Annotated in this window: 18 protein-coding genes; 7 read left to right on the forward strand and 11 right to left on the reverse strand. The window is 67.3% G+C overall.

The annotated features are described in order from the left end of the window. Positions 1-10: 10 nt before the first annotated feature. On the forward strand, positions 11-1,393 hold the full coding sequence (locus tag ACOJVU_RS04775; RefSeq protein WP_421528726.1) for a Wzz/FepE/Etk N-terminal domain-containing protein: 1,383 nt from the start codon (positions 11-13) through the stop codon (positions 1,391-1,393). Continuing rightward, positions 1,390-2,856, forward strand: a complete 1,467-nt coding sequence (locus ACOJVU_RS04780) for an O-antigen ligase family protein (protein WP_421528727.1) — start codon at positions 1,390-1,392, stop codon at positions 2,854-2,856. Before ACOJVU_RS04775 ends, ACOJVU_RS04780 begins: the two co-directional genes overlap by 4 nt. 45 nt (positions 2,857-2,901) lie before the next feature. Here the strand turns inward: ACOJVU_RS04780 and ACOJVU_RS04785 are convergent, their stop codons facing one another. The 3 genes from ACOJVU_RS04785 to ACOJVU_RS04795 all read right to left on the reverse strand — a co-directional run bounded on the left by ACOJVU_RS04785 (position 2,902) and on the right by ACOJVU_RS04795 (position 5,040). Continuing rightward, positions 2,902-3,858, reverse strand: a complete 957-nt coding sequence (locus ACOJVU_RS04785; RefSeq protein ID WP_421528728.1) for a class I SAM-dependent methyltransferase — start codon at positions 3,856-3,858, stop codon at positions 2,902-2,904. Between the two features lie 100 nt (positions 3,859-3,958). Continuing rightward, positions 3,959-4,903, reverse strand: coding sequence for an FkbM family methyltransferase (locus ACOJVU_RS04790; RefSeq protein WP_421528729.1), 945 nt, complete (start codon positions 4,901-4,903; stop codon positions 3,959-3,961). After that, positions 4,900-5,040, reverse strand: a complete 141-nt coding sequence (locus ACOJVU_RS04795) for a hypothetical protein (RefSeq protein ID WP_421528730.1) — start codon at positions 5,038-5,040, stop codon at positions 4,900-4,902. The genes ACOJVU_RS04790 and ACOJVU_RS04795 overlap by 4 nt, the downstream gene beginning before the upstream one ends. Before the next feature lie 265 nt (positions 5,041-5,305). Here ACOJVU_RS04795 and ACOJVU_RS04800 point away from each other — a divergent pair, with 265 nt between their 5' ends. Further along, a complete protein-coding gene (locus tag ACOJVU_RS04800) occupies positions 5,306-6,403 on the forward strand; it encodes a polysaccharide deacetylase family protein (protein WP_421528731.1) in 1,098 nt (365 codons plus the stop codon). Here ACOJVU_RS04800 and ACOJVU_RS04805 read toward each other — a convergent pair. Beyond that, positions 6,357-7,481: a glycosyltransferase family 4 protein gene (locus ACOJVU_RS04805; protein ID WP_421528732.1), complete on the reverse strand. Its 1,125-nt coding sequence runs from the start codon at positions 7,479-7,481 to the stop codon at positions 6,357-6,359. The genes ACOJVU_RS04800 and ACOJVU_RS04805 overlap by 47 nt on opposite strands. Positions 7,482-7,907: 426 nt before the next feature. Here ACOJVU_RS04805 and ACOJVU_RS04810 point away from each other — a divergent pair, with 426 nt between their 5' ends. Together ACOJVU_RS04810 and ACOJVU_RS04815 are read left to right on the forward strand one after the other, a co-directional pair. Further along, positions 7,908-9,923: a hypothetical protein gene (locus tag ACOJVU_RS04810; RefSeq protein WP_421528733.1), complete on the forward strand. Its 2,016-nt coding sequence runs from the start codon at positions 7,908-7,910 to the stop codon at positions 9,921-9,923. Between the two features lie 80 nt (positions 9,924-10,003). After that, complete coding sequence (locus tag ACOJVU_RS04815) at positions 10,004-10,957, forward strand: class I SAM-dependent methyltransferase (RefSeq protein ID WP_421528763.1); 954 nt, start codon at positions 10,004-10,006, stop codon at positions 10,955-10,957. Between the two features lie 21 nt (positions 10,958-10,978). Here ACOJVU_RS04815 and ACOJVU_RS04820 read toward each other — a convergent pair whose 3' ends face one another. The 7 genes from ACOJVU_RS04820 to ACOJVU_RS04850 all read right to left on the reverse strand — a co-directional run bounded on the left by ACOJVU_RS04820 (position 10,979) and on the right by ACOJVU_RS04850 (position 20,366). After that, a complete protein-coding gene (locus ACOJVU_RS04820; protein WP_421528764.1) occupies positions 10,979-12,022 on the reverse strand; it encodes a glycosyltransferase in 1,044 nt (347 codons plus the stop codon). 11 nt (positions 12,023-12,033) lie between these two features. Further along, positions 12,034-14,037 carry a glycosyltransferase gene (locus tag ACOJVU_RS04825; RefSeq protein WP_421528765.1) on the reverse strand — a complete coding sequence of 668 codons (2,004 nt, stop codon included), beginning with the start codon at positions 14,035-14,037 and terminating at the stop codon, positions 12,034-12,036. Between the two features lie 44 nt (positions 14,038-14,081). After that, positions 14,082-15,545 (reverse strand): oligosaccharide flippase family protein, encoded by a 1,464-nt coding sequence (locus tag ACOJVU_RS04830; RefSeq protein ID WP_421528734.1) that lies wholly within the window; start codon positions 15,543-15,545, stop codon positions 14,082-14,084. Between the two features lie 328 nt (positions 15,546-15,873). After that, a complete protein-coding gene (locus ACOJVU_RS04835; protein ID WP_421528735.1) occupies positions 15,874-16,263 on the reverse strand; it encodes a DUF732 domain-containing protein in 390 nt (129 codons plus the stop codon). Between the two features lie 174 nt (positions 16,264-16,437). Continuing rightward, complete coding sequence (locus ACOJVU_RS04840; RefSeq protein ID WP_421528736.1) at positions 16,438-17,943, reverse strand: sugar transferase; 1,506 nt, start codon at positions 17,941-17,943, stop codon at positions 16,438-16,440. Between the two features lie 16 nt (positions 17,944-17,959). Then, complete coding sequence (locus ACOJVU_RS04845; RefSeq protein WP_421528737.1) at positions 17,960-19,048, reverse strand: WecB/TagA/CpsF family glycosyltransferase; 1,089 nt, start codon at positions 19,046-19,048, stop codon at positions 17,960-17,962. Positions 19,049-19,202: 154 nt separating this feature from the next. After that, entirely contained in the window at positions 19,203-20,366 is a 1,164-nt protein-coding gene (locus ACOJVU_RS04850) for a PPE family protein (protein ID WP_421528738.1), read from the reverse strand. Positions 20,367-21,299: 933 nt separating this feature from the next. Here ACOJVU_RS04850 and ACOJVU_RS04855 point away from each other — a divergent pair. Both ACOJVU_RS04855 and ACOJVU_RS04860 read left to right on the forward strand, forming a co-directional pair. Further along, positions 21,300-22,505: a CoA transferase gene (locus ACOJVU_RS04855; RefSeq protein WP_421528739.1), complete on the forward strand. Its 1,206-nt coding sequence runs from the start codon at positions 21,300-21,302 to the stop codon at positions 22,503-22,505. Further along, positions 22,499-23,812, forward strand: a complete 1,314-nt coding sequence (locus ACOJVU_RS04860; RefSeq protein WP_421528740.1) for an amidohydrolase family protein — start codon at positions 22,499-22,501, stop codon at positions 23,810-23,812. Before ACOJVU_RS04855 ends, ACOJVU_RS04860 begins: the two co-directional genes overlap by 7 nt. The last annotated feature ends 5 nt before the right edge of the window (positions 23,813-23,817 follow it).

A 23,817-nucleotide genomic window follows, 5' to 3' on the forward strand; every position in this document is an offset into this window, starting at 1 on the left:
AGGTTGATGGATGGATTTCCGCACCTTTGTCCGGATCCTCCTCGTGCGCTGGAAACTCGTCGTCAGCGCGTTGCTGGCGTGTCTGGTCGGTGCGGCGGTCGTCACAGTCTTTCAGAACAAGGCATACCAGTCCTCGGCAACAATTCTCATCTCCTTTTCCGGGGCGACCGACCTCACTGACGTTTACTACGGCGGGCAGGCCGCCCTGGACCGATTGTCGTCGTATGCCGAGATCGCCGGTGGTCGCGCCGTGGCAGAACGCGCGGTCAACCAATTCCAGCTCCAGGTCAGCCCCGACACTCTGGTGAGCGAAACCGAGGTGAAGTACGCGGCGAAATCGATGCTGTTCACCATTACCGTCACCGACACCGGTCCCAAGCGCGCCGCATTGTTCGCGGCGGCGATGGCCGATTCTTTTGCCGGGGTGGTCGCGACGCTCGATTCGAATCTTGTCCCACTGGACGCGGGTGAGCGGCGGGCGAATGAATCGGGACCGGTCGCCAAGGCGACGGTGGTCAAACAGGCCGAGATACCCGATCGGCCGAGCAGGCCGGTGCCGATGCGCAACATGGCGATCGGGCTTATCGCCGGAGTGCTTTTGGGCATCGCGGTGGCGCTGACCCGCGACGCCAGCGATCGCAGCGTGCGTGACCGGGCGAAGGTGGAACAAGTCACGGGTCTGCCGACTTTGGCGGAGCTGCCCGGAAAGCGCGGCACCGCGCCGCGGTTCGGCACCGACGTCACCTTCGACGACGCCGTGCGCGGCTTGCGCACCCGATTGCTCCGGGCAATGGGGCCCGACGTTCGCCGGGTGCTGATAGCGGCGCCGTTCGGCGGTGAAGGAACCACGACGACGGCGCTGAATCTGTCGATGGCCTTCGCCGAACTCGGCGAAGATGTGTTGCTGGTCGAGGGCGATATTCGTCGACCCGTGATCGCCAGTCTGCTGAAGGTCGCATCGGGGGAAGGGTTGGCGAGCGCGCTGGCCAACCCCGACATCGCCGCGGAGGCCACCAAGCCGACGGCGACGTCGAAGCTGTTCATCCTCGCGGCGCGATCCATCCGCCGCGACGCTTTGCCCTGCAGCGCCTACCTTCCGGAAGTCATCGACACGGTACTGGCGGAACTGTCGTCACACTTTGACCAGACGGTGGTTGACGGCCCACCGGTGCTGGCTACGGCCGATACCGGACTTTTGGCTGGAGCCACGCAGGCCACGGTATTGGTCGTGCGGGCGGGGCGGACCACGATCGACGAACTCACCGAGGCGTTGAGCGCCCTGCGTTTGGCGGGCGCGAAGGTCGTCGGGGTCGTGCTGACCGACACCCGCGTGCCCGCACATACCAGGGCCGCGGCCCAGACCTATCGGGTAAAAGCCAGGAGACCGGCGTGATCCTCTACATGGGGGGTCGCTACCGCTTCGCGGTGGCTGGATTGACGCTAGGGCTTTTCCTGCTCGGCTGCTTCCTGGTCGGGGTGTTCTCGGTGCGCGACAGCGTCCACGGAGCGCTGCTGATCGCGGCGATGTTCAGTCTGGTCGTTTACTGGGCTAAACGGGAGGCGATGGTGGGGGTCGCATTGTTCTGGGCTTTCGCGGCGCTGCCGGCGGGCTTGCACGTCGGCAAAGTCGTCGGCCCGGGCGTGATCAACGCCTACCAGGTGGCGCTGCTGCTGGCGATCTGCTATCTGCTTCCGGTCGTGAAACTGCGGTTCGCCGACTACCTGTTGCCCGGACTGCTCACGTTGACCGTGCTGTTCTTCACCGTCGTCGGAGTGGTCACCGGACATGCCGCCGACATCGTCATGCTCGAATCGACGACCCTGCTCGAAATGATCGGCGGGTACATCTTGGCGTTGTTGGTCGTGTACGGCGGGTACGTCAAGGGGGTGGTGCGCACGATGGTCCTGATCCTGTGGTTCTCCGCGGGCATGGCAGTCGTGAGTTCGTTGCATGCCGTCCGGCTGGCCGGCCGGGCGGAAAACCTGACGGGGACCGACGCCGGCGATGCCCTCCGCATCATTGTCTCCACCCAATCTCTGGCCGTCGCCGTACTGGCCGGCTTGGCCGCCGCCGCGGTCGTCGGGCAGATCAGGCCCGCGGTGTTTCTCGCACTGGGTCCTCCGGCGCTGATCATCACGCTGCTGTCCGTCAGCCGAAACACGTTGATCGCATTGGCGGTGGCCACCATCGTGGCCTTGCTCTCCAGCTTCAGGTGGGCGAGCCTGAGCCGGGTGGCCGCCCTTGCGGTGATCACCGCGTTGGTGGCAGCGGTGACGGTCGCAGGAACACTGTTCGTGCTGCGCGATTCGTCGAGCGGAGTATGGCTGGCAAAGCAGTTCGCCGCATTCAACCACCGGGTGCTCGGCGGGGTTTCGACGGGGGCGCTCGCCGTCGACACGTCGACTCTGGACAGGCTGCAGGAAATCAGGAACCTCAACCGCGCGATCGCCCGGGCACCCGTGTTCGGCCACGGCTTGGGTTACGTCTATCAGCTGCCGTCGGGAGACGACGAGTTCAGCACCAAGTACCAACCCACCTACTCGCACAATTTCTACCTGTGGTGGTGCGTCAAAGCCGGGGCGGTAGGCATGGTGGTGTTCGCTCTGTTCGCCCTCACTCCGCTGATCCGTGCGCTGCGCCGTGCGTCGGCGCCGGCGAAGATCAGTGCCGCGGTCAGCGCCGCACTCCTGGCGATATCGGCCGTGTGGCCGCTGCCGGAGATGCCGATCGACGCCTTGGCGCTGGGCCTTGCTCTCGGTGCGACGACGGCGTTCGCCGGCATGGCAAGCACGGGCCGGGACGGGGCCCGGATCGGTGTCAACCCGGCGCCGGCGTATGCGGCTGCGCGCGTCTGACTTCGGCGGCTTGCGAAGTCGGTGCCGGTGCGGCCCCGAAGGCCCTCACGTTCGGCCCTGGTAGTAGCCGATGATCTGGGCCGGCGTGATCGGGGCGGCGCTCTTGCGGCCGAGGAAGAAAACACTGCTGGCCGCGTCCAGTGAATGCCCCGGGTCGAGCATTCGGTCGACGTAGCTGAGCCAGAAAAAGCACAGCGACGTGACTCTGCCGGCCCGGACCGATCGGGTCAGCGCCCGCACGAAATAGTCGAGCGACCACCGCAACGCCGTGCCGGCTCCGGCCACACAGCCGGAGTCGACGCACTCGAAGCTGCGGAACAGGTACCGGTGGCCGCTATCGGTGAAACGGGTGAAGTCGTAGGGCCCTTCGCACACCTGCTGGAGAAAAGGCGAGTCGGCGTAGACGATTCCGCCGCTGCGCAGAACGCGGTGGATCTCGCTCACCACAACCGTGGGCTCCAGCATGTGCTGGAGCACGGCCTGGATGACCACGCCGTCGACGGAGCCGTCGGCCAGCGGGATCGCGTGTCCGTCCCCGACGAATTGCACCGCGGGGCTGACGTAGATGTCGAAGGCAATGAGATCGACCGCCGGCTCGGCATACAGTGCCGCCAGGCCGTCGCCCCGGGTACCGCCCCCGATCACGAGAATTCGGGGTCTTCGCCGCGCCGCGTCATCATCGGCCCCGAGCAGACGCAGCATGCGGGCAACGCCGGCGGACGCGGTGGTGTTGGCCGGATGGAGCAGTCGATTCAGCACGCGGTGGAACCTGGTCCGGCGGATCGGCGATGCACCCCCCGAAGCCCGCAACTTGTCGGCGTCGAGCACGCTGCGGTCGAAGTCGACAAGTGCCGGTACACCCGAAACCACGGGAAAGGGTTCCTCGGCGTATCGGCAGGACGCGTTCGAGCAACGCCATGATCCGTCGGCGGGGCGCACCGGGCCGGCGCAGCGTGGGCAGATGAAGAGGCCCTCGGCGACTATCGTCTCGAGGGTGAGCACCAGTTCACTGTAGCGTTCCCGGTGCGCGCGGCGCCCCGGTCGTGGCGACCGTAGACATCTGCGCGGCATCAACTGCCGGGGCGCCACTCCAGCCGGTTTGCTAACTCGGCGCCGCCGACCTCACCCATTTTTGTCCGCGCTGTTTCAGGCGTGCCACGTTGTACTCCGCCCACCAGCGCGCTCTTTTGCCCCGTAAGGAACTCTTGCAGCTTTTCAGATAACGTTGCGCGCCGCCTGCCGGCACCGCGTTTCTGTCCTCCAGCAATCGCGCACAGCGAAACGCCAAGTCGTAGGACCCGTAGCAGTGGTGCCCTATCAGCGCCAAATGCTTCAATTGCTCGTCGGTCATCCCGTCCGGACGGAAGAAATCACGCACATAGACGATATCGGCTTCCAGGATCTGATTCAGCGCCCGCTCGGGATTTCCGCCGACAGCGAAGTCGCCGATCATCCACTTCTTGACGTCTCCGGCAATGCAGTGCGGTAGGAACCCCTGACGCCGCAACTCCACATCAACCTCGCCGAATGAGGGCTGGTTCTGATACAACGTGATGAACGACACCTCGGTCTGAATTGCCACCGCCCCGGCCAGCTTGTTCCGGCCATTTTCGAAGACGGAAAGCTCGCTTCCCTGGATGTCGATCTTCAGCAGATCGAGATGCTCGATTTCATCGATGTCGTCAAGCCGGTGCGTGTCGACCGGGACGCGATCGACCACCACGCCGAACGGATCGAAGAGCGTGAAAAGTCCTTGCGCTGTCAGATCGGGTTCGAGCAAGCTGGTCATCCCGCCCGGAGCCGGACAAACCTTCAGGGTCTGCGTGGTGCCGTCACCCAGAGCGTAAGGCAGGTAGGACTCGTTGGGCCCGCACGCTTTTTGCAGGGCGAGCAACGCCTCGCGCGCCGGCTCGAAGCCTGTCACATGACACAAACCCGCTTCGAGCATCGGCGTGTAGGGCCAGTCGCCGCAGCTCCGGCTCGCCCCGACATCCACGATGTGTGTCAGACGCGCCGGGCACAGGATGTCCCGCAGTGGCCCGCTCACGCGATCACCGGCAGGTGCTCGCACCGGCCGGCCGCAACCTCGGCCCGAAATCCGTGGTAGCAGTGGCGGCCACGCGTCGCGGTCCCGTCGAACGATCGACGGGTTTCGGGGAGCCGTTCATCGCTCGGCCTGGCCACGTCGCCACCTTAGACCGTATCCACGGTTCGGCGCGCTTGTGGTGGCGATGGCTGCACCGGTTCACGGCCCGCCGCGGCGCGTCGCGGCCCCACCGCATCGGCCGGATCGGACCGGCGTCCCGCAGCCGGGATCTGTTGTCGGCCTGCGTCATCGCGCCGGGCCGCAGGTGTCCGGGGTGCGCGTGACCGCCGGCGGTGCGGTCATCGGTCTCCAGGTCAGGCCCGGCGCTCGATCGGTGCGGAAAACGGGGCTAGGGTCTCACAGATGATGGCAGGGGTCAGGGAGTTCGCGCCGGCCGCGATCCGCACGTGGACGAAAAACGTCGCGGCCGGACTGCTGTGCGCCCTCGGGGTCCCGGCATTCGCGCGGCGGCGCCACCGCGACCGGCTCCTGATCGTGATGTTCCACGGTGTCGAACACGAACCACTGTCGCCGCCCTGCTGGCATGTGCTCGGCTCGGCGCTTTTTCGCCGTCAACTGCATTATCTCCGCGCGCATTTCGACGTCCTGCAGCTCGCCGAGGCCCTGGATCGGCTAGCGGCGGGGACGTTGCCGCCGCGCGCTGTGGCCATCACGTTCGACGACGGCACCCGCAACCTGGCGACAAACGCGGTCCCGGTGTTACGCGATTTGACGCTTCCCGCGGCGGTGTTCGTGGCGACAGGTCCGATGGGCAGCGACCAGACCCTGTGGCCCGACCGGCTCTGGCTGGCCATCGCCCGCACCACCGCAACCGAGGTCGACCTGAGCGCGCTGGGACTGGGCACACGTTCCCTCGGCGGTACCGCGGCCCGCGGCGGGGTCTACGCGGCCGCTGTTGATCGGCTCAAAGACCTGGCCGACGCGCGACGGATCGCGGTGCTGCAGCAGATTCTCGCGGTGCTCGGCTACCGCGACGGCGAACCGGGCCCGTTCGAGATGCTCTCCTGGGGCGAAGCGCACGAGATCATCAGCGACGGCCTGGTGACGCTGCATCCCCATACCGTGACCCATCCGATTCTGGCGCGCTGCAGCGACGAAGACGTCGAGCGCGAGATCGTCGATTCGTGCTCGGTGCTCGAACATGAGACCGGTTCGAAGCCCACAATTTTCGCGTATCCCAACGGCCGCCTGCATGATTTCGACGAGCGCGCCAAGGATGTCCTGCGTGGCCGCGGCGTGCGCTGGGCGTTGTCGACCGCCCCCGGATTCGCCGATGCGCACTGTGACCCGCTGGCGCTGCCGCGGTTGGCAGTGGGCAGCGATTCGTCATTCGCCTACTTCCGGCTCATGGTCTCCGGGGGGCTGCCGCGCCGCTACGGCAGCGGCCACGGGCTCACCGCCGCGTTCCGGGCCCCCCGGCCCCCTGGCGTGCGGCGGTGAGCCACAAGTCGTGCAGCGCCTCCCGCCAGTGGGCGACGTCGAACTCGCCGGCACGCGCGTGCGCGGCGGCGGCCAGGCGGTTGCGCAGGTCGGCATCGGCGACGAGCGACTGCAGCGCGGCCGCGAGTTGGACGGGATCGCCGGGCCTGACCAGCAAGCCGTGCACCCCGTCGGTGACCACCTCGGGTATCGCGCCCACCGCGGTGGTCACCGGCGTCACCCCGTTGGCCATGGCCTCCAGCACCGCCATCGGCAGTCCCTCGCTGTAGCTGGGCAGGACGAAGATCGCCGAGTCGGCCAGCAGTCGGTCCCGCTGGGCGGAGTCGACCCAGCCGACGACGGCGAGAATGTCCTCCAGCCCGCTGGCGTGGACCAATGCGCGCACCTGGTCCACATCCCCGTCACCGGCCAACGTGATCCGCACGTTGGCCCGGATGTCGTCGCGCAGCATGCCGACCGCGCGGACAAGGTCGTAGGTTCCCTTGTTGGTGCCCAGTCTGCCCAGCGATAGCACGCGCAACGGCCGACCCGAACGCGGCGACGGCGTGGCGGCAGGCATGACCACCGGGTTGTAGAGCAGCCGGGTGCGGGATTCGTCGAATCCCAGCCGCGTGCAGGACTTCTCGATGTGGGATCTGGCGAGCACGACCGAGTAGTCGGCGCGCAGCGCCGCCCGCACGGCGCGTCGCAGCGGCGGCGGCAGGCCGTCGAGCCACGGGAAGAAATGCGAGGTGTGGCCGTGGACGATCGACGGGACGCCCCGCAGTCGCGCGACGCACAACGGGACGGACTTGCGCACGATGCTGCCGCGCCACGAGTAGTGGACGTGTAGGACGTCGACGGACCCGAACAACAGCAGCGCCGATGCCTTCAGCATGCCCGAGATGCCCGTCCGCAGCCGCGTCGCGGCGGAGGCGTCGACATAGGTGGTCACGAGGCGGATGTGGAACCGCGGGTCGGTGTCCTCGATGATCAATCGCATCACGGTCGCCATGCCGCCGCGGCTGTCGGGCCCGGCCGGTGCGTTGCCGATCGTGAGCACCCGGATCGGCTGCCGTGTCGCCGCCGGTGCCTTCACCCGCGAGCCGATCCACGCGGCGGACGACGCTCTCTCGGCGGCCGTGCTTCGCGCACCCGACGGCGTCCTTCCTTGCGGCCTGCTGCATCCCGCTGGGGAATCCCCGGCGGCGGCGCCGGAGTCAGTCGAGACCCTAGCAAACACATGTCACGGCCTTCAGGGTTTTAGGGCCCGCACGGCGCGGGCCGATCCGGCCGGCGGCATGGTCACCGCGACCGGACCGGACCCCGCCGGGAAGATCGCCGATCCACGGTCATGACGGATATCTGCGTTCACCCGGTTGCCGCCTCCCTCGCGCGTTGAATTCGTTCAATTCACGTCGACATTTCGGCGGTGAGGCGCGATAGCGGGAACCCCGGCCGGATCGGTTTTCGCACCCCTGGGCAGAGTGAACCATCAATGAATTGGGTTGAAGTCCAATGAGCAATGCATACTGATCGGGTGAGGATGCCGAAGTCACTGGGCAGAGCCATTGCACTGGCCGGTGTGATCGGATTCCTGGCCCTGAGTGCGCCGCCATCGTGGGCCGAACCCGACGAACCGGATACGACGACCGAGCCTGCCGAAACCGACACGACCGCCAGGCTGACTCTGCCGTTGAAGGATCTGGGGTTCGACTCAGACATGGTCTTCTACGGATTAGACGGCATAACGCAGTTGAGCGTACCGGTCCCGCACGGATTGACGCCGTCCGCATTGAATGCGACCGTCGAGCCGCCGATCAATTTTCGCTCGGGAATCATCTCCGTCGCCCAGGACGATCGCGAAATCATGAGGATGAACCTGCCCACCGCCGATCAGGCGCCGATCGTCATACCGCTGACCGGGGCAGAAGTGGTGGACGACTGGGTGACGTTGTCAGTGCGCGCATATCTCGTCCCCGAAGAAGGGTTTTGCGTCTACCCGTGGAGCCCGTTGCGTCTTGTCCGCGCATCGATCAGCTACACCGGGGTCGAGCAACCGCCCATCACCGTGGCCCAATTCTTGCCCCCGGTGCTGCGCAAAATCACCATATTCGTGCCGCGGTCGCCTTCGCCCGCAGAGTCCGACACGGCGATTCAACTCGCCACCTCCCTGGCCGCGCACTACGGCCAGCAGGATCCCGACATCGTCGTGGCCCCGCTGGGGGACGGACAGGCGGCGCCGCCGACGCCGCCGGGACCGCAGGAGCGGCAGATTGTCGTCAAAGAGGGGCCGGACAACGGGCTTTCCCTGCAGGGTGCGACCGGTGTGCCGTGGCTGTTGATCTCGGGCACTCTGGGGCCGACCGAGGAATCAAACGCGGCGTTGCTGTTCAGCGATCTGTCCGGACTCGCCCTTGCTTCGCGGGCTTCTGTGCGATCGCTGAAGCCCAGCGTCCGGCTGCCCGGCGACAGCACCACGCTGCGGGAATTGGGCATGCCCTTCGCCACGTCCACGGCGCTGCGGCCGCAGGTGTCGATCCCGTTGGACCAGACCCGATTTGGCAGGTCCATCCACGCGGTCCGGGTACACCTGCAGGGTTCCTACTCGCCGACGCCGGCCGACATGGGCGGCCAGATCGCCGTGGCGATCGGACAGGAGACCATCGACCATTGGCCCACCGACGGTCATGGTGTGATCGACCGCTGGGTCGATGTCCCGGATCGGCTGCTGCAGCGATGGACCGCCCTTGACGTGACATTGGATCTTGCGGCCAACGCCGGACGTTGCGGCGACTTCTCCATCGTCGGCGCCGGAGACCGGGCCCTCACGTTGACCATCGACGGCGACACCGTCGTGCAGAGCAGACCGGCCAAGCCGCCGGTGCCCGACGGCCTGCGTTCTGTGCCGCAGGCGCTCATGCCCAGGGTACAGGTGGGCATCGAGCCACACTCCTTCAGTGACACCGCGCGTGCCGCCGACATCATGGTGGGCCTGCAGCGCATCAGCTCGATCCCGATCGGCACCGTCGTGACGACGCCGCAAAAAGCGCTCGAATCCTCCGATCCCGCCGTGGTGATCGCCGCGGACGGATGGAACCATCCCGACGTCGTGCTACCGGTGTCCGCGGGGTCCAGCGGGCCGATCACCCTCAACGCCTTCGGGACCGACGGCAAGCCGGCCACGCTCTCACTGGACCCGACAATCCAGTTCGGCTCCCTGCAAGCGGTCTTCGACCGTGGCCGGTCGTTGCTGGTCGCGACGTCCAACGGCGCGCCCGCGCAGCTCGACGAACTCCTCAGGTGGCTCGGCAGCGACAGGAAGCACTGGTCGGGTATCAGGGGTGTCGCGGTGGTGTCCGTGCCCGGGCATGATCCTGTGACCGTCGATCCCAGGAACGTGGTCGCTGCGGGCGCAACACCGGGAAGCAACTCCGGCCTGGGCTGGCTGTGGTGGTTCGGCGGAGCGTGGCTCGCCGTGGCCGTCGTCGGTGCCGTGGTCATCGTGGTGCGCAGCGGGCGCATTTCACGGCGACGCTGAAATGTCGATGCCGGGGTGTTCACGCAGTACCGTGTCCCGCGCCGTTGGCCGCTCATCGCGAAGCTAGGGATAGAAGCTTGATGGAACCCAGGGAAAAAAAGTTGATCGCCCGCTACAAGAAGATCTACAGCATCCCGGCCGAGGTCGATATTACCCGGCGGATGATTTTGCATCATTGGCAGCTTGAAAGACAACTGACGGCAGAATTGCTTCAATCCGCCCCCGGCGAAAGATCGGGCGTCTTCGATCGTTGTTACACGCGGCTTTACGACGAGTTGGACTGGCTCAACAAGTTCTCCGGCGATGCCGACACCGCACCGCCCGCTGAAAGATTCGCGAGATGGTTGCAATTAGTCGGTCCACCGCCGAAGTCGGTCTATGAAATCGGATCCGGGCAAGGGGACCTGATTGTGTTCCTGGCCCGCAACGGCCACCATTGCAAGGGGAGCGAGATCACCGGCAAACGCGGAGAAGCGCTGGTGGCCGACGCGCACCCGAACCTTTCCTGGGGAAGGTCGGACGGTGTGCACCTGGGCGCCTTCGAGCCGGCCGGGACTTACGATGCCGTGGTCTCCGATCAAGTGATCGAACATCTTCATCCCGACGATCTGGATTGTCATTTGCGGGGCGTCCATTCCATCCTAAAGAAGGGTGGGCGATATGTATTCAACACGCCGAACAGATATACCGGACCACACGACGTTTCTCGTGTTTTCAAAATCGCCGAACCACAAGGGACGCACCTCAAAGAATATACGAACCGCGAACTGGCCGAGGCGGTGCGGCGGGCCGGTTTCGTCTCTGTCCACTGTGGTTTCGTGCCCCGGAGATTTCGTGTGCTCGTGACGATCCTGGGCGCCGGAAATTTCGCTGACTCTGACAAGTTGGGATTCTTATTCCTGCGGATCGAGTCGTCAGTCGAAAAGATTTTAGGGCTGTTGCCCGCGTCTGCGTTGCGCCGCTGGTGTGGCACCTTGCTGTGCACGCTCGGTCTTTTCTCGGACAATGTCGCGCTGGTCGCCCAGAAGGGGTGAACGGGTATGCCGATTTCGCCGTCACACCGCACCGGCCAGCACCTCGGCGATGACGTCCAGCAAGCGGTCCACGACGCGGTCGACGGCGAATCGGCGCGCATAGTGGCGCGCCGCCGCGGCGCCCTGGGTCGCCGCGGTGAACGGGTCTGCCAGGGCATCGAAGGTGGCGGCGAGCCCTGCCACGTCGTCCACACCGACAGGCGGGCAGCCAGGAGGCTGGTATTCGGGCAGGCCGCCGGCGGGGGAGACGATCGGCATCACGCCCAGCTGCATCGAGAGCACCTGAACGCCGCTTTGTGAGGCACGCCGGTAGTGGGTGACCGACCCTTTCGCGGCGGCCAGTACCGCCACGACGTCGCGGTAGCGGTACCAGCCGGAGAGCCGGTGCGTGTGTTCGGGCAGGGCGCCCTCGTACCCAGGTCCGTCGCCGATGAGCGCGAGGTCGTCGCCGCGCCAGCCGCCGCCGTCGACGTGTCGTTGCCAGGCGGCCAGCACGACATCGACGTTCTTGTACGGGTACAGTCGGCCGACCATGGCGAAGCCGTGTCGTCCTTGCGGCCCCACCAGCGGCGGAACCAGCGTGGGGTCCAGGTCGCTGGTGAGCGGCGACACATACACACGCGTGCCGGCTACGTCGCGGCGAGTGGCGACGGCGGCTGCGACGTAGCCGCTGTAGCTCAGGGTGGCGGCCGAGCGGGCGCCCCATCGGTCGAATATCACCGGTTCGTAGGCCCGCCGCTGTTCTACGGCGTCGTGCGGGCCGGCGTCGTGCACCAGCTGAATCCGCGGCGTCCGGCCGGCCAGCGCGATCCAGCGGGGATCGCGCACCAGTTCGGTGATCACCACGTCGGGTCGAAATGCGCGAACGCGGCGCCGGGCCGCGAAGATAGCGGGCCACGACGCAGCGGCTCGTAAACCCGGTTCGAGCACCAGTTCGTACTCGCGCGCGGCGTCGGACTCCGGATGCTGGTCGGTGGTCACCAACAGCACGTCGGTTCCCCGGCGGCGCAGAGCTTCGGCCTGCACGCGCGCCAGCGACCGCATCCACGGCGAAAGCCACAGCACTCGAGGCGCGATCACAGTACGGCGTTGACGGCGTCGAGATAGGCGTCGGTCATCGCCCCCACGGTGTAGTGCTTGCGCATGCGTTCGAAGCCGCGAAGGCCAACGGACGGCAGAATGGCGGGGTCTGCCAGGATCCGGGCCAGGTGTTCGCGCCATCCCGACACCGACACGGGCTCCACGACAAAGCCGGCTGCTCCGAAATCCAGCATCTCCGGAACGGCGCAGACCGCCGACGCGGCAACCGGAACGGCCCGGGCCATGGCCTCGAGAATCACCAGCGGGAATGCCTCGGAGCGGCTCGGGACGCAGAGCAGATCGGCGTCGGCCAGTGCGGGTCCCGGGCCCGTTGACCATCCGCACCACCGCACCCGCTCGCGCAGCCCGGCGGGGGTGAGGGCCTGCAACCGCTCCCGATCAGGACCGTCACCGAAGATCGAAAGCCTCCACCGCGCATCGGTGAGGCCGCCCAGCGCGTCGATCAACAGATGCGGGTTTTTGTGCTCGACGATCCGGGAGAGCATCACCAGGTGTGGCGGCTCGCCGGCCGCCCGGACGCGGGGGGTCGGCGAGCCGGTCCCGGCGACGCCGTTGGGTGCGGTGAAGCACCGTCCGCTGAGCCGATGAGTAGCCGTAAGCATCTCCCAATGACGTTGTGCCAGTGCGACGAAGCCGTCCGCGCGGCACATCGCCCCGGCGAGCGGCCGCGAGTAGATCGGCCGGTCCTCCTCGGGAGGGACATGCGGAGCGACCAGCCAGCGCCGATCGCGGGATGCCGCGCGCCACAACGTGGCGAATCCCGTCTCGGTGTTGGTGTCGCCACCGATGAGCACCGCCGGACCCGTGGGCAGGTCGACGAACGGCGCCCACCAGGGCTGGCGCACCACGCGCACGCCCCGGGGAATTTCCTTGATCAAAGGGCCGAAGCGTTGCATGCACACGATGGTGACCGGGTAGCCGCGGCGGTCCAATTCCGCGGCCAGCAGGGCTTTTTGCCGCTCGGCGCCCCCGTAGACGAGGCGGTTGGTGGTGATCACGATCGCCGGCAGGTCTGTGCGACGGCGATCACGAACCCGCACAGCTGTTTTCGGGTGCTGCAGTCGTTCCAACAGCGTCGTGCCGACCAGAAACAGGTCCGCGGCGTGCACGCCGGCCTGGTGTTCGAGTAGCAGGGCGGTGTTGGTGCGTTCCACATCCCGGTCGCGGCGCTGACCAGCCGCTAGGCGACCGACCGTGGAATCGTTTCCGCGCCCGACCGCGCCGGGCGCCGGCTGAGCGCGGACTGCCCCGAGTTCGTCGGCGAGCAGGATGCGCCAACCGGCCCTGCGGGCACGGTCCTGCCAATCGGCTTCCTCACCGTGGCCGAGGAATTCCTCGTCGAAGCCGCCGATCGCGTCCCACGCCGCCCGACTGATCGCCAGGCAGTTGGCGCTCAGAGAGCCTTCTATGCTTTCGGATTCGGGAGGCTGCCGGGCATGGAGGTGTGACACGGGGGTGCCGCGGAGCGGTTCGGCGTAGCCCGCGGCCGCGACCAGCGAGCGAATCAGTGTCCGGCGGCGTGTCGCGCAGTCCCACGGCTCCCGACCGGGTGCGGCGTCGTCACGGACCATCGGCGAAACGGCGGCCACGCCGGGCCGGCGCAGCAACTTACGGGTGCGGTCCAACGGGCTCTGCAGGCGGTAGTGGGCATGGAGCAACAACAGGTCGGTGCCGCCCGGCGTCTGTTCCACCAACGCGTTGAACGCTGCGCAGGAGCCGAGGTTTGCCGGTCGCAGCACCCAGTGGACCGCGGGGAACAGGGTGGCGAGTTGCGCGCGACGGGGATCTGGGTCGGCGCCGCTGTGGTAGACGTAAACCGGTAGTTCGGGTACCTGCTCGGCGACGCTGCCCAGGCACATCTCGAGCAGTTCGTGGGGCGCGTGGGACACGATCAGCACGGCGAGCGGGCGCTCGGAATGCGGCGCGACGCTGCCGCGGGCCGGTCGGCGCAGATAGGCGCGGTCCATCTGGCGCTTCATCTGTGCCCGTTCCCGACGGGTCATGTAGGCCCGCTCCCGACGGGTCATGGCGTCGCCTGCATCCGGCGCAGGGAGGACATCGTCGACCAGGTGAGCGGGCCGACCGCCGCACTGGTCGCGAGGTAGACGACGGCGGCGGCGGCCAGAACCAGTACGACGTGCTGACCCGAAAGGAGCTCCGTCACCGCGACACTCGCTCCCGTCGGTATCAGCACCCGCAGCAAGAACATCACCGGCGTACGGTAACCGCACTGGCGGCGCAGCCACCAGCTGGCGACGGTCATGTTGAACGCTTCCGTGCACACCAATGCGACACCCGCCCCCACGGCGCCGAACCGGCCGTCGAGAGCCAGGTTGAGCACGACGTTGATCGCCAAGGTGGCGGCGGACAAACCGAACCAGAACCGCTGGTGGTGGCTGGCGAACAGACCCTCGCCGAGGGTGGTGGTGACGAAGCGCAGTGCCACCGCGGTCAACAGCAACGTCAGCGTCGGCGCGCCGCGCTCCACGAACGCCTGGCTGCCGAACAATGCGATCAGAGGTCCGGCGACCAACGCGCCGACTACGGCGATCGGGACCGCCGGAAAATACATCAACTCGACACTGCGGCGGATGAACCCGGCAAATGCCACGACATCACGCGAAAACAGCTCCGTGGCAGTCGAAAGTGTGGATTTGAGGAAGAACACCGACACGATCAGGGTGTTGATCGCGATCGAGAAGGCCAGCCCGTAGACGCCGACCTCCGTATGCGTGTTCACCAAAGACAAGATCACCCCGTCGACGCGCCAGTACAGGACGGTGATAACCGTCACCCCCATCAGAAAAAAGCTGTCCCGCAACAGATCCGCAGCCTCCCGCGGCGCGAAGACCGGTCGCAACGACACGTGCCGTCCGGCCGCACGGCTCTGGATCAGAACTTGCAACGCTGTCGGAATCAGCTGTACGACCGCGAACCAGATGACGTCCTCGCGTTCGAACACCAGAAAAGTCACCGCGGCCAGCGTGGCCAGCCGGCTGACGAGGTCGGAGATCGCCACCGCGGAAAACCGCACGGTGACCAGAAAAACCGGCTCCAGCCGTGTCGTCATCGTCAACATGAGCAGCTGTGCCGACAACACCACAAGCATCACGCGCACGTCGTGATCGTGGTAGAGAAGCAACCCGGAGCCCGCTGCCAATGCCGCCAGCGGCACGCTGTACACCAGGGACAGTCCGTTGTAGACCCGCACGAGTCGTTCGAGGTCGGCGCCTCCGGCGGCGACGCGGCGCACGATCACGCGACCGATACCCAGGTCGACCAGGCTGATCCACATGCCGACGAACGCGACCGCCACGGTCAGTTGGCCGTAGCGTCCGGGGCCCAGAAACCGCGCGGTCATCGCCACCGACACCGCCGAGGCCAGCATCCCGAGTGTCCGACAGACCAGCTGGATCGAGAACGCATGGGCCAGCCGCGCGACGGGTATCGCCGGCGCGCCCGTTCCGGGTGCGGTCGGCTCAGTCATGACCGGGGGCCACCTCGTGTTCTCCATGCCTGCTCAGATGCCTGCTCAGATGCCTGCTCAGGCGGCTTGCACCTCTAATAAACCAGAACGTGGACGCGCGCTGCGCGAATTCGTGCCGCTCTCGTGGCGGTCGCCGACGTACGGTGATGACCGGCGGTGCGGCCGGCATGGCCTGGACGCGGGCCTCTGCGCGGGCGCCGACGAGATGCCTACACCGAAGCCGGCCCACACTTCGCGGCCAGGGCGCCGTCGCCGGCAGTGCGGGTGCTCGGAGAGCGGCGGTAGGGGGAGCGGCGTGGCAAGAACGCTGCGTAGGTGGCAGAAACCGTCACGGCGTACCCTTGAGCCCGGTCGCCGCAGCGAGATCGGGGCTCTCGCCGGCGGGCGCAATCACGTTCGGGCAATAGACATTGCGCGCCGCGACCTCCTCCACCCCAACTTGCAAATCGAAGAAAGCGGGATGGCGTGCCGCGATCAAGCTGCCGCCGGTCCGGATCTTCTCCTCCCACTGGGCACCGGCCTCCGCCGCGCAGACGTCGTTTGCATCCTTGACCAGTGTTTTGTTATCCGGCCAGTGCCACCGCTGCTGGCCCCAACTGCTGCAACGAGTCGTGTCCAAGACCTCGCTGTGTTCGCAGGGATTGCGGATCACCGCCAGATAGTGCCTGTCCTGGGAACTGAAGTCGCTGCTCTGCAGTCGCGAGAACACGGCAATCATCGCGATCCCGGCTCCCAGAAAGGCGGCTCCGACGATTGCGCCGGATCGGCCGCGGTGCCTGCGCGGGGGTTGGGGACACGGGGGCGGCGGGAGAAACGGCGACCGGCAAACCGGACGGTGAATCGGTTGATGCGGTGAGCTTTTCCGGTTATAGATCGGCATGTTTCACTCCACCTAGTATGCCCCGTGGCCTGCTAAAACCGCTTTCACCGTTTTGGTGATGATCATGAGGTCGCCCGCCATCGACCAGTTGTCTATATACGACAGATCCAGCCGGACCGACTCGTCCCATGAAAGTTCTGAACGGCCGCTTACCTGCCAGATTCCGGTGACGCCCGGCTTCACCAGCAGCCGCCGATTGACATGACGGTCGTAGTTCTCGACTTCGCGCCGCAATGGCGGCCGTGGCCCGACCACACTCATCTCCTGTTTCAGCACGTTGATGAACTGGGGCAGTTCGTCGAGGCTGAACCGGCGCAGTACTCTGCCGACGGGTGTGATGCGCGGGTCTTCACGCATTTTGAACAAGATCCCGCCGGCTCCCTCGTTGAGGTGCAGCAGACGGTCGACTTGGGCATCGGCGCCTGTTGTCATCGTGCGCAACTTCAGCATCGTGAAGGGCTGACCGTTGAGACCAATGCGTTCGGAACGGTAGAAGACAGGTCCTCTGCTCGTCAGCTTGATGGCGATCGCACACGCGACCAGAAGCGGCGACGATGCACAGAGCGCTGCCAGCGCGAAGAAGAAGTCGAACGCGCGCTTTTGAAACCGCTGGGTCCCTTCGTATCGCGGCTTCTCGACATGCAGAAGCGGGAATCCGGCGATGGGCCGCAGGGTCAACCGTGCCCCGGCGACGTCGACGACCCCCGGCGACACCGTCAGGTCCACATCCGTCGTTTCCAACTGCCACATCAGGTTTCTGATCGCGTGGAAACCCAATTTCTCCGTCTGGGTCACCACCACGGCGTCCGCACCGCAGCAGGCGATCGCGTCCAGCGCGTGGGATTCGTCGCCGAGGATGGGTACTTCGCGGTCTCCGGCCGTCAGGGATTCGCCGCGGGGGGGACCGTATCCCGGTATGCATACCCCGACGACGACGTAACCGTCGCCTGGATTGCACTGCATTTCCTGCACCATGCGTGAAACCTCGCGCCGGTGTCCGATCGCCAATACCGCCGTCTGGTACTCGCCGTGCCCACGCTTGGCGCAGATGTATCTGCGCCACATGCTGCGACTGGTCAGCAGTCCGATGGTGCCGACGGGAAGTGCAACGGCCAGATAGCCCCGGGCCAGCTCGATCCTGGCGAGGAGCGTCACCATCGCGATGATTCCGAACGTCCAGAACGACGCGCTGCAGATGCGTCGATACTCGTCGATCCCCGCTCCGATGACGTGCGTCGACCTTGTCCTGAATATCGTCAGACACGACAGCCACAGACCGATGAAAACCAAGGAGAACAGCGTCATCAGCGGGCCCGGGTAACCCGAAAGTTCCGGGTAGGCGCCGAACCGCAGGTATTGGGCGAGCATCACCGACCCGCAGACGATCAGCGAATCGGTGGCACGTATCCGGTGCGAATACTGGATCTGCCAGCGTTGCCCGGAATTTCGACCCTGCGGCGGTGTCGGACAAGCGGTGACCGGTGAACCATTCGTCGGCCGCTGGATTACCGAGGTCATCACCGTCAACCTGTGCCTACACACTCGTCGTTTCGGACTGCACCCAAACTTGGCCGGTGTCGGACGGGTCGGCGCAGGCGCCGACCGGCGTGACCGCGTGATGCGCGCCCGGGTAGCGGATGAGCTGTGCCCGTGTCACGCGCAGTAAGGCGATGGGACCGTTCAGCAGATAGCGCCGCGCCAGCCGGCGGGGCTCGTTGATCAACCGGAAGAGCCATTCGAGGCCGCAGTCCTGCATCCAGCCGGGAGCCCGCTTGACGTTGCCCGCCAAGTGGCCGATCGCGGCGCCACACGGCAGGAAGACCCGGGCACCCGACGCGCAGCCGTGCTGGTCGATCCACTGCTCCTGCCGCGGCTTGCCGAGGCTGACGATCAGAATGTCGGTGCGTGCATTGCGGATCGCCGCAGCCCACTCGGCGGAGCACGACGCGATGCTGTGTGCGTCCGGCGCCCACATTCCTGAAATAGCAAGCGCCGGAAAACGTTCACGGAGAACACCGGAGAGCAGGCGGTGGGTTTCGACGCTGCCGCCGAAGAAGCCGACCCGCTGACCGGTCCTTTCGGCCAACAGCAGCACGCCGGGGAGCAGGTCTGTGCCGGTGATTCGAGGCCACCGTTTGCCGGTGAGCAGCCGGCCTCGCCAGGAGATCGGCATGCCGTCGGCCAGTAACAGCCATTCCAGCGCGCCGGCCTGCGCCGTGCTGGCGTTGTGGAAATGGCACAAGTGGTCGAGGTTGACCGACCCCACCGCCAAGCCGACACTCGATGCCGACTGCAGGCGGGACGCGATGACCGACAATACTTCGTCGAATTCGCGACGCTCGACGATGTTGCCGCTGAGGGCCATTCGCACAGTGGCAGCGGGCCGCGTATCGGGGATCATGGCGATGCTTTCTCGCGATTGGTGATGCGATGACACCTCAAAGCGGCACCGGGCTCCAGGGGGGGCGATCAGCATGATGCCGCCCTTGTTACCGCCGCCAATCGGCTCGTCACCAGGGGCCAGCCGAGGTGCTCCTCCGAGATCGCTGTGACCGGCAGGGGCCATTCGACGTCGAACTCCGTTCCATGCCAGCAGATCCCGTGCTCGCCCGCCGGCACCCACCCGCCGCTGACGTGAGAGCTGACTACGCACGATTGCTTGCCTTGGCGCCGCGACCACCAGTAGCGGGGGGAACCGCCGCCGTCGACGACGCCGCCGGCTGTAGCCGCTGCTGAATGTGCTCGGGGAAAGAGCCGGTCCGTGGTCATCACCCGGCCTACACGTATCCGCCGGAGGGAGGGCGTGCCATGATCGTGGGGATGTTGCCGTACCGGGGCCCGACCGATCTCGCCGCACCAGCCATGGCGGCGCGCGGCGCCGCGCCCAGCACGCTTGGCGGCATGCCGGCTCCGTGCAGGCCGGCGTCCGACAAAGGGGTGACGGAGCTCATCATCTGGGCTGAGGGAATGACGCTCGTCCAGCTCGCCGGCACCGACAAGGGGCCCAGCGAGGTCGCGGTGCCGAGGCTCCCCAACAGTCCGGGTCCGAGCGATCCGAGCGCCTCGGCGCCCGAGGCTGCCGCCCCGGCCGCCTCGGCGGCCGCACCTTCCGCGGCTCCTTCCACAGCGGTGAAGGCCCCCGCCAAACCCTGTCCGCTCTGGGCGATTCCGAGCACGGAGGACAGTGCATAGACCGGGGTTGCCGCCGCCATGGACCAGGAGGGCAATGCGTAGGCCGCCACGTCGAAACCAGCCGACGAGCCGCTGAGGCCCGCCAGGGTCGAAGCGGGCGACGAAAGTGCCGACAGCATGGAAGGAATCGAGGAAACCAGGTTGGCCAGCGACAGCTGCTGTGCCGGCGATGCCGCCGCGGAGTTGGCAACCGCCGTCGCCTGAGTGGCCGCCCCCGCCGGGTCCACCACCTGCGGCGGCTGGACCAGTTGCGTCAATTCGCAAGCGATGGCCGAATGCGCGGCGTATTCGTAGAGGGCCGCGGCATCCCGCGCCCACATTTCACCGTATTCGGCTTCGGTGGCGGCGATCGCCGCCGAGTTCTGGCCGAAAAAATTGGTGGCCGTTAACGTCGCGAGTTGAACCCGGTTGGCGGCGACCACGGGCGGCGGCACCGTCGTCGTGAACGCGGCCTCGTAGGCCTCCACGGCGAGTCTGGCTTGGCTGGCAGACTCCGCCGCGCGCGCGGCAAGCCCGACCGTCCATGCCACATACGGTCCGATTGCGGATGCCATGGACAGTGACGCAGGGCCCAGCCATCGTCCCGCGGTCAATCCGGCAACCACTGATCTGTAGTAGCCCGCTGCGAAGTCCAATTCGGCGGCCAAGTTGTCCCAGGCGACCGCGGCGGTAGACAGCGACACGGCACCGGGGCCGGCATACATTCTCGCGGAGTTGACCTCCGGCGGCAGAGCACCGAAATCGATCATGTCGATGCCCGTGTCTTTACGGAAGTCGTCAGCTGCGCCGGAGGCGGAATCGCAACGCCGGCCGCGGTCGGGGCCTCCGCGAGAGCGTCGACGGCATCAAAGAACGTCGTGAGGAATGGAGTCAGCGCCGTGACCAGTCCTAACATCCAGACCACTCAACTTTCTAGCGTCGCGATTCCTGACCCGCAAGGTCGTGTGTGTGGCCCCCCTGGGCGCCGACGAGTCGGCAAAGTCGAACGTCCAGAATGTACCTGAGAACAAGACCTACTCCCAGTAATGTGACCGAGGTGACACGGAAAGTTCTATAACCCGGTTATCAGCATACCTCTAGTACGACTTTCCGGGGAATATCGGGGTCAGGTTGCCCACGGCTACGGCATTCGATGCCGCCGGGTACGTTCTGGCGACCCGCTGTCGCCGGGGCGGGCTCGGTTGTGGTATCGGCTGCTGGCGCACCTTCCGGCCAGTCGGCGCGGCCGACGCGCTCGCCCATCCTCGGGCGGTGGCGCGGAACCCCCATGGGGTGAAATGGCCGCAGGCCAGCGGATGGGCGCACCGTGCCAGCGATGGTGATGTGGGACCCGCCGCTGCGAGCGGGTGCCGGCGCCCTGCCGACGGCGTCTCCTGCGGCCCGAGGGAGTCCACCGGTGCAACCAGTTCCCGGCACCGCCGACGCGACGGCCCAACCGGTTCCAAGAAGGGCCGGTTCCAAGAAGGGCCGGTTCCAAGAAGGGGTAGCGCGGGAGTGGTGAAGATCGGGTCCGCCGCCAGGCCCACACGACATACCGAATCCTGATAATTTGCCGTCAAAACATAATTGTGGTCGCGATAAATCGGTATCGGCCTCACAGGCGTGCGGATGTGTTGCCCCCATCGGGGCTTGGCGGCCCGTCGCCACTCCCACCCGGGCGCGCCCGGGTGCACCATGGTGCGGTGAGTTCGGCACCGGACGCGTGGCCCGGAAGTTGGGGGAGCAGCGGGCTGGCCTACCTGACCGGGCGGCCCGACGGCCCCGCCGACTTCTCCCGGGCGAAGGTGCTGGACCGGGCCGAACGTGTGGCCGCCGCGGTCACCGCGCGCACGGGCGTGGCCGTCGACGCCGCCGGTCTGCTGACCGGGCGGGCCGCGCTGCTCGGACTGGCCCGCGGGGGGCGGGTGTCGGCCGGGGGTGCCACCCGACTGCTGAGCGCCCGCGACGGCTGGTGTGCGCTCACGCTGTCGCGGCCCGCCGACGTCGGGGCCGTCCCGGCGCTACTGCAGGCCGACGACGTGGCCGGAGACCCGTGGCCGGTACTCGCGCAATGGGTCGCAACGCGTCCGGCATCGGAGCTCGCCGAACGTGCTGTCCTGCTGGACATTCCGGCGGCCCGACTGGGTGAGGCCGCACCCGCACCGCCCCGGATCCGCCGCGCGGGCCCGCGTGCGCCCGCCCGCGGCGTGTCGGGTCTGCTGGTGGCCGACCTGTCGTCGATGTGGGCCGGCCCGCTGTGCGGGCAGGTGTTGGCCCGGTGCGGCGCGACCGTCGTGAAGGTAGAGAGCCCGGGCCGCCCGGACGGAACCCGGGCCGGCAGCCGTGCCTTCTTCGACTGGATCAACGGCGGAAAGCTCTCCTATGCAGTCGATTTCGACAGCGCAGCTGGCGAGTTGCGTGAGCTCCTCGGGGCCGCCGACGTCGTCATCGAGGGTTCACGCCCGGCGGCCCTGGCGCGCCGCGGGCTCGGGCCCGGGCAGGTCGCACCCCGGACAGGACGAATCTGGTTGCAGATCAGTGGATATGACGAGCAGCCCGAGAGGCCCGCATTCGGGGACGACGCCGCGGTCGGCGGCGGCCTGGTGGGCGTCGGCCCGGCGGGGCCGGTCTTCTGCGCGGACGCCATCGCCGACCCCCTGACTGGTCTGGAGGCGGTCGCGGCGGTGACCGAATCGCTGGGGCGCGGTGGCGGCGAACTGATCCGGGTGTCGATGGCCGGCATCGCCGCGACGTATGCCGCGTCGGCGCAGGCGCAGGCGCCGGCGGTGGCGCATGATGCGGCGCCGCCACCGCGGCCACCGACCGGGTGCCTGCCCGCGCCCGAACTCGGCGCCGACAACGCCGCCGTGCGCCTACTGGTCGCCGAAAGGCGTTGCTCGGCATGCTGATCAAACAAGCGGCGTTGCTCGACGGGAGGATCGTCGACATCAGGGTGGAGGAGCTCGTGCAGGAGGTCAGCGTGGCCTCGGACGACCTGGCCGCCAGGCGCGGGGAAGGGGTGCTCTACGCCAACGGCGGCACGGCCCTGCCCGGCCTGCACGACCACCACGTGCACGTCCGCTCGGCCGCTGCCGCGCTGGACTCGTTCGTCGTCGGGCCGCCCGGCGTCAGTGCCGAGGCCGAGCTGAGGCAACTGCTCTCGAATGCCACGCCGGGTCCCGACGGTTGGATTCGCGCCATCGGTTACCACGAATCGGTCGCCGGGGAGTTGGACCGCGACTTCCTCGATGCCGTGGTGCCCACGATCCCGGCACGCATCCAGCACCGCAGCGGCGCACTGTGGATCCTGAACTCTGAGGCGCTGGGCCGGGTCGGGCTGGCCGGGCATCCCGATGGGCGCCTGCGCAGCGCCGACCGCGGCTGGTCGCAGGCCCTGATGCGGCGCGAAAGCGACCTGGCCGAACTCGGCCGCCGCATCACCAGCTACGGCGTCACCGGTGTCACCGACGCGACCCCCGACCTGGATCCGGCCGACAGGGAGGCGTTGTCGTCGGCGCACAGCCGCGGCGAGTTCCGGCCGCGGTTGTGCTTCCTGTCGCCGGGCAAGAGAATCCTGCGGGAGGATCGCCTCGACCTCGACGAGCTCGCCGGCTGGATCAGCGACCGCCACGCCGTCGGCGGGCCGGTCGCCATTCACTGCGTCACCGCTGCCCAGTTGGTGGTCACGGTCGCGGCCCTGCGTGTCGCCGGGAGCCATCCCCGGGACCGGATCGAGCACGCCGCCGTGGTGCCCGACGACACCCTGGCCGACCTTGCCGATCTCGGGGTCACGGTGGTGACGCAGCCCAACTTCGTCGCCGAGCGCGGCGATCAATACCTCGCCGACATCCCCGCCGCCGAACACGGTTGGCTGTGGCGCGTCGCATCGTTGCTCGACGCGAGGGTTCCCGTGGCGCTGTCCACGGACATGCCCTTCGGCCACGGGGATCCGTGGACCGCGATGCGTGCCGCGGTGTACCGCACCACACCGAGCGGGGCCGTTCTCAACGCCGGCGAGAGCGTGTCAGCGCGCCGGGCCGTGAGGATGTTCACCGGCCGGGCGGATCGGCCGGGCCGCTTCCGCAGCATCGAAACCGGGCAGCCGGGTGACCTCTGCGTGCTCAGTGAGCCGCCCGCCACGGTGCTGGCCGAGCTGGACGCCGGCATGGTCGCGGCCACCGTCATCGGCGGCGAGCTCGCCTACTTCGCGATGTGAGCGGC

Source organism: Mycobacterium sp. THU-M104 (genome assembly GCF_049197365.1).
Classification (GTDB): domain Bacteria; phylum Actinomycetota; class Actinomycetes; order Mycobacteriales; family Mycobacteriaceae; genus Mycobacterium.

What these genes read in the sequence shown, in the direction of transcription:
- ACOJVU_RS04775 (WP_421528726.1), top strand. Translation starts at nt 11, where the DNA reads ATGGATTTCCGCACCTTTGTCCGGATCCTCCTCGTGCGCTGGAAACTC.
- ACOJVU_RS04800 (WP_421528731.1), top strand. Translation starts at nt 5,306, where the DNA reads ATGATGGCAGGGGTCAGGGAGTTCGCGCCGGCCGCGATCCGCACGTGG.
- ACOJVU_RS04810 (WP_421528733.1), top strand. Translation starts at nt 7,908, where the DNA reads ATGCATACTGATCGGGTGAGGATGCCGAAGTCACTGGGCAGAGCCATT.
- ACOJVU_RS04815 (WP_421528763.1), top strand. Translation starts at nt 10,004, where the DNA reads ATGGAACCCAGGGAAAAAAAGTTGATCGCCCGCTACAAGAAGATCTAC.
- ACOJVU_RS04825 (WP_421528765.1), bottom strand. Translation starts at nt 14,037, where the DNA reads ATGAAGCGCCAGATGGACCGCGCCTATCTGCGCCGACCGGCCCGCGGC.
- ACOJVU_RS04830 (WP_421528734.1), bottom strand. Translation starts at nt 15,545, where the DNA reads ATGACTGAGCCGACCGCACCCGGAACGGGCGCGCCGGCGATACCCGTC.
- ACOJVU_RS04835 (WP_421528735.1), bottom strand. Translation starts at nt 16,263, where the DNA reads ATGATTGCCGTGTTCTCGCGACTGCAGAGCAGCGACTTCAGTTCCCAG.
- ACOJVU_RS04840 (WP_421528736.1), bottom strand. Translation starts at nt 17,943, where the DNA reads ATGACCTCGGTAATCCAGCGGCCGACGAATGGTTCACCGGTCACCGCT.
- ACOJVU_RS04850 (WP_421528738.1), bottom strand. Translation starts at nt 20,366, where the DNA reads ATGATCGATTTCGGTGCTCTGCCGCCGGAGGTCAACTCCGCGAGAATG.
- ACOJVU_RS04860 (WP_421528740.1), top strand. Translation starts at nt 22,499, where the DNA reads ATGCTGATCAAACAAGCGGCGTTGCTCGACGGGAGGATCGTCGACATC.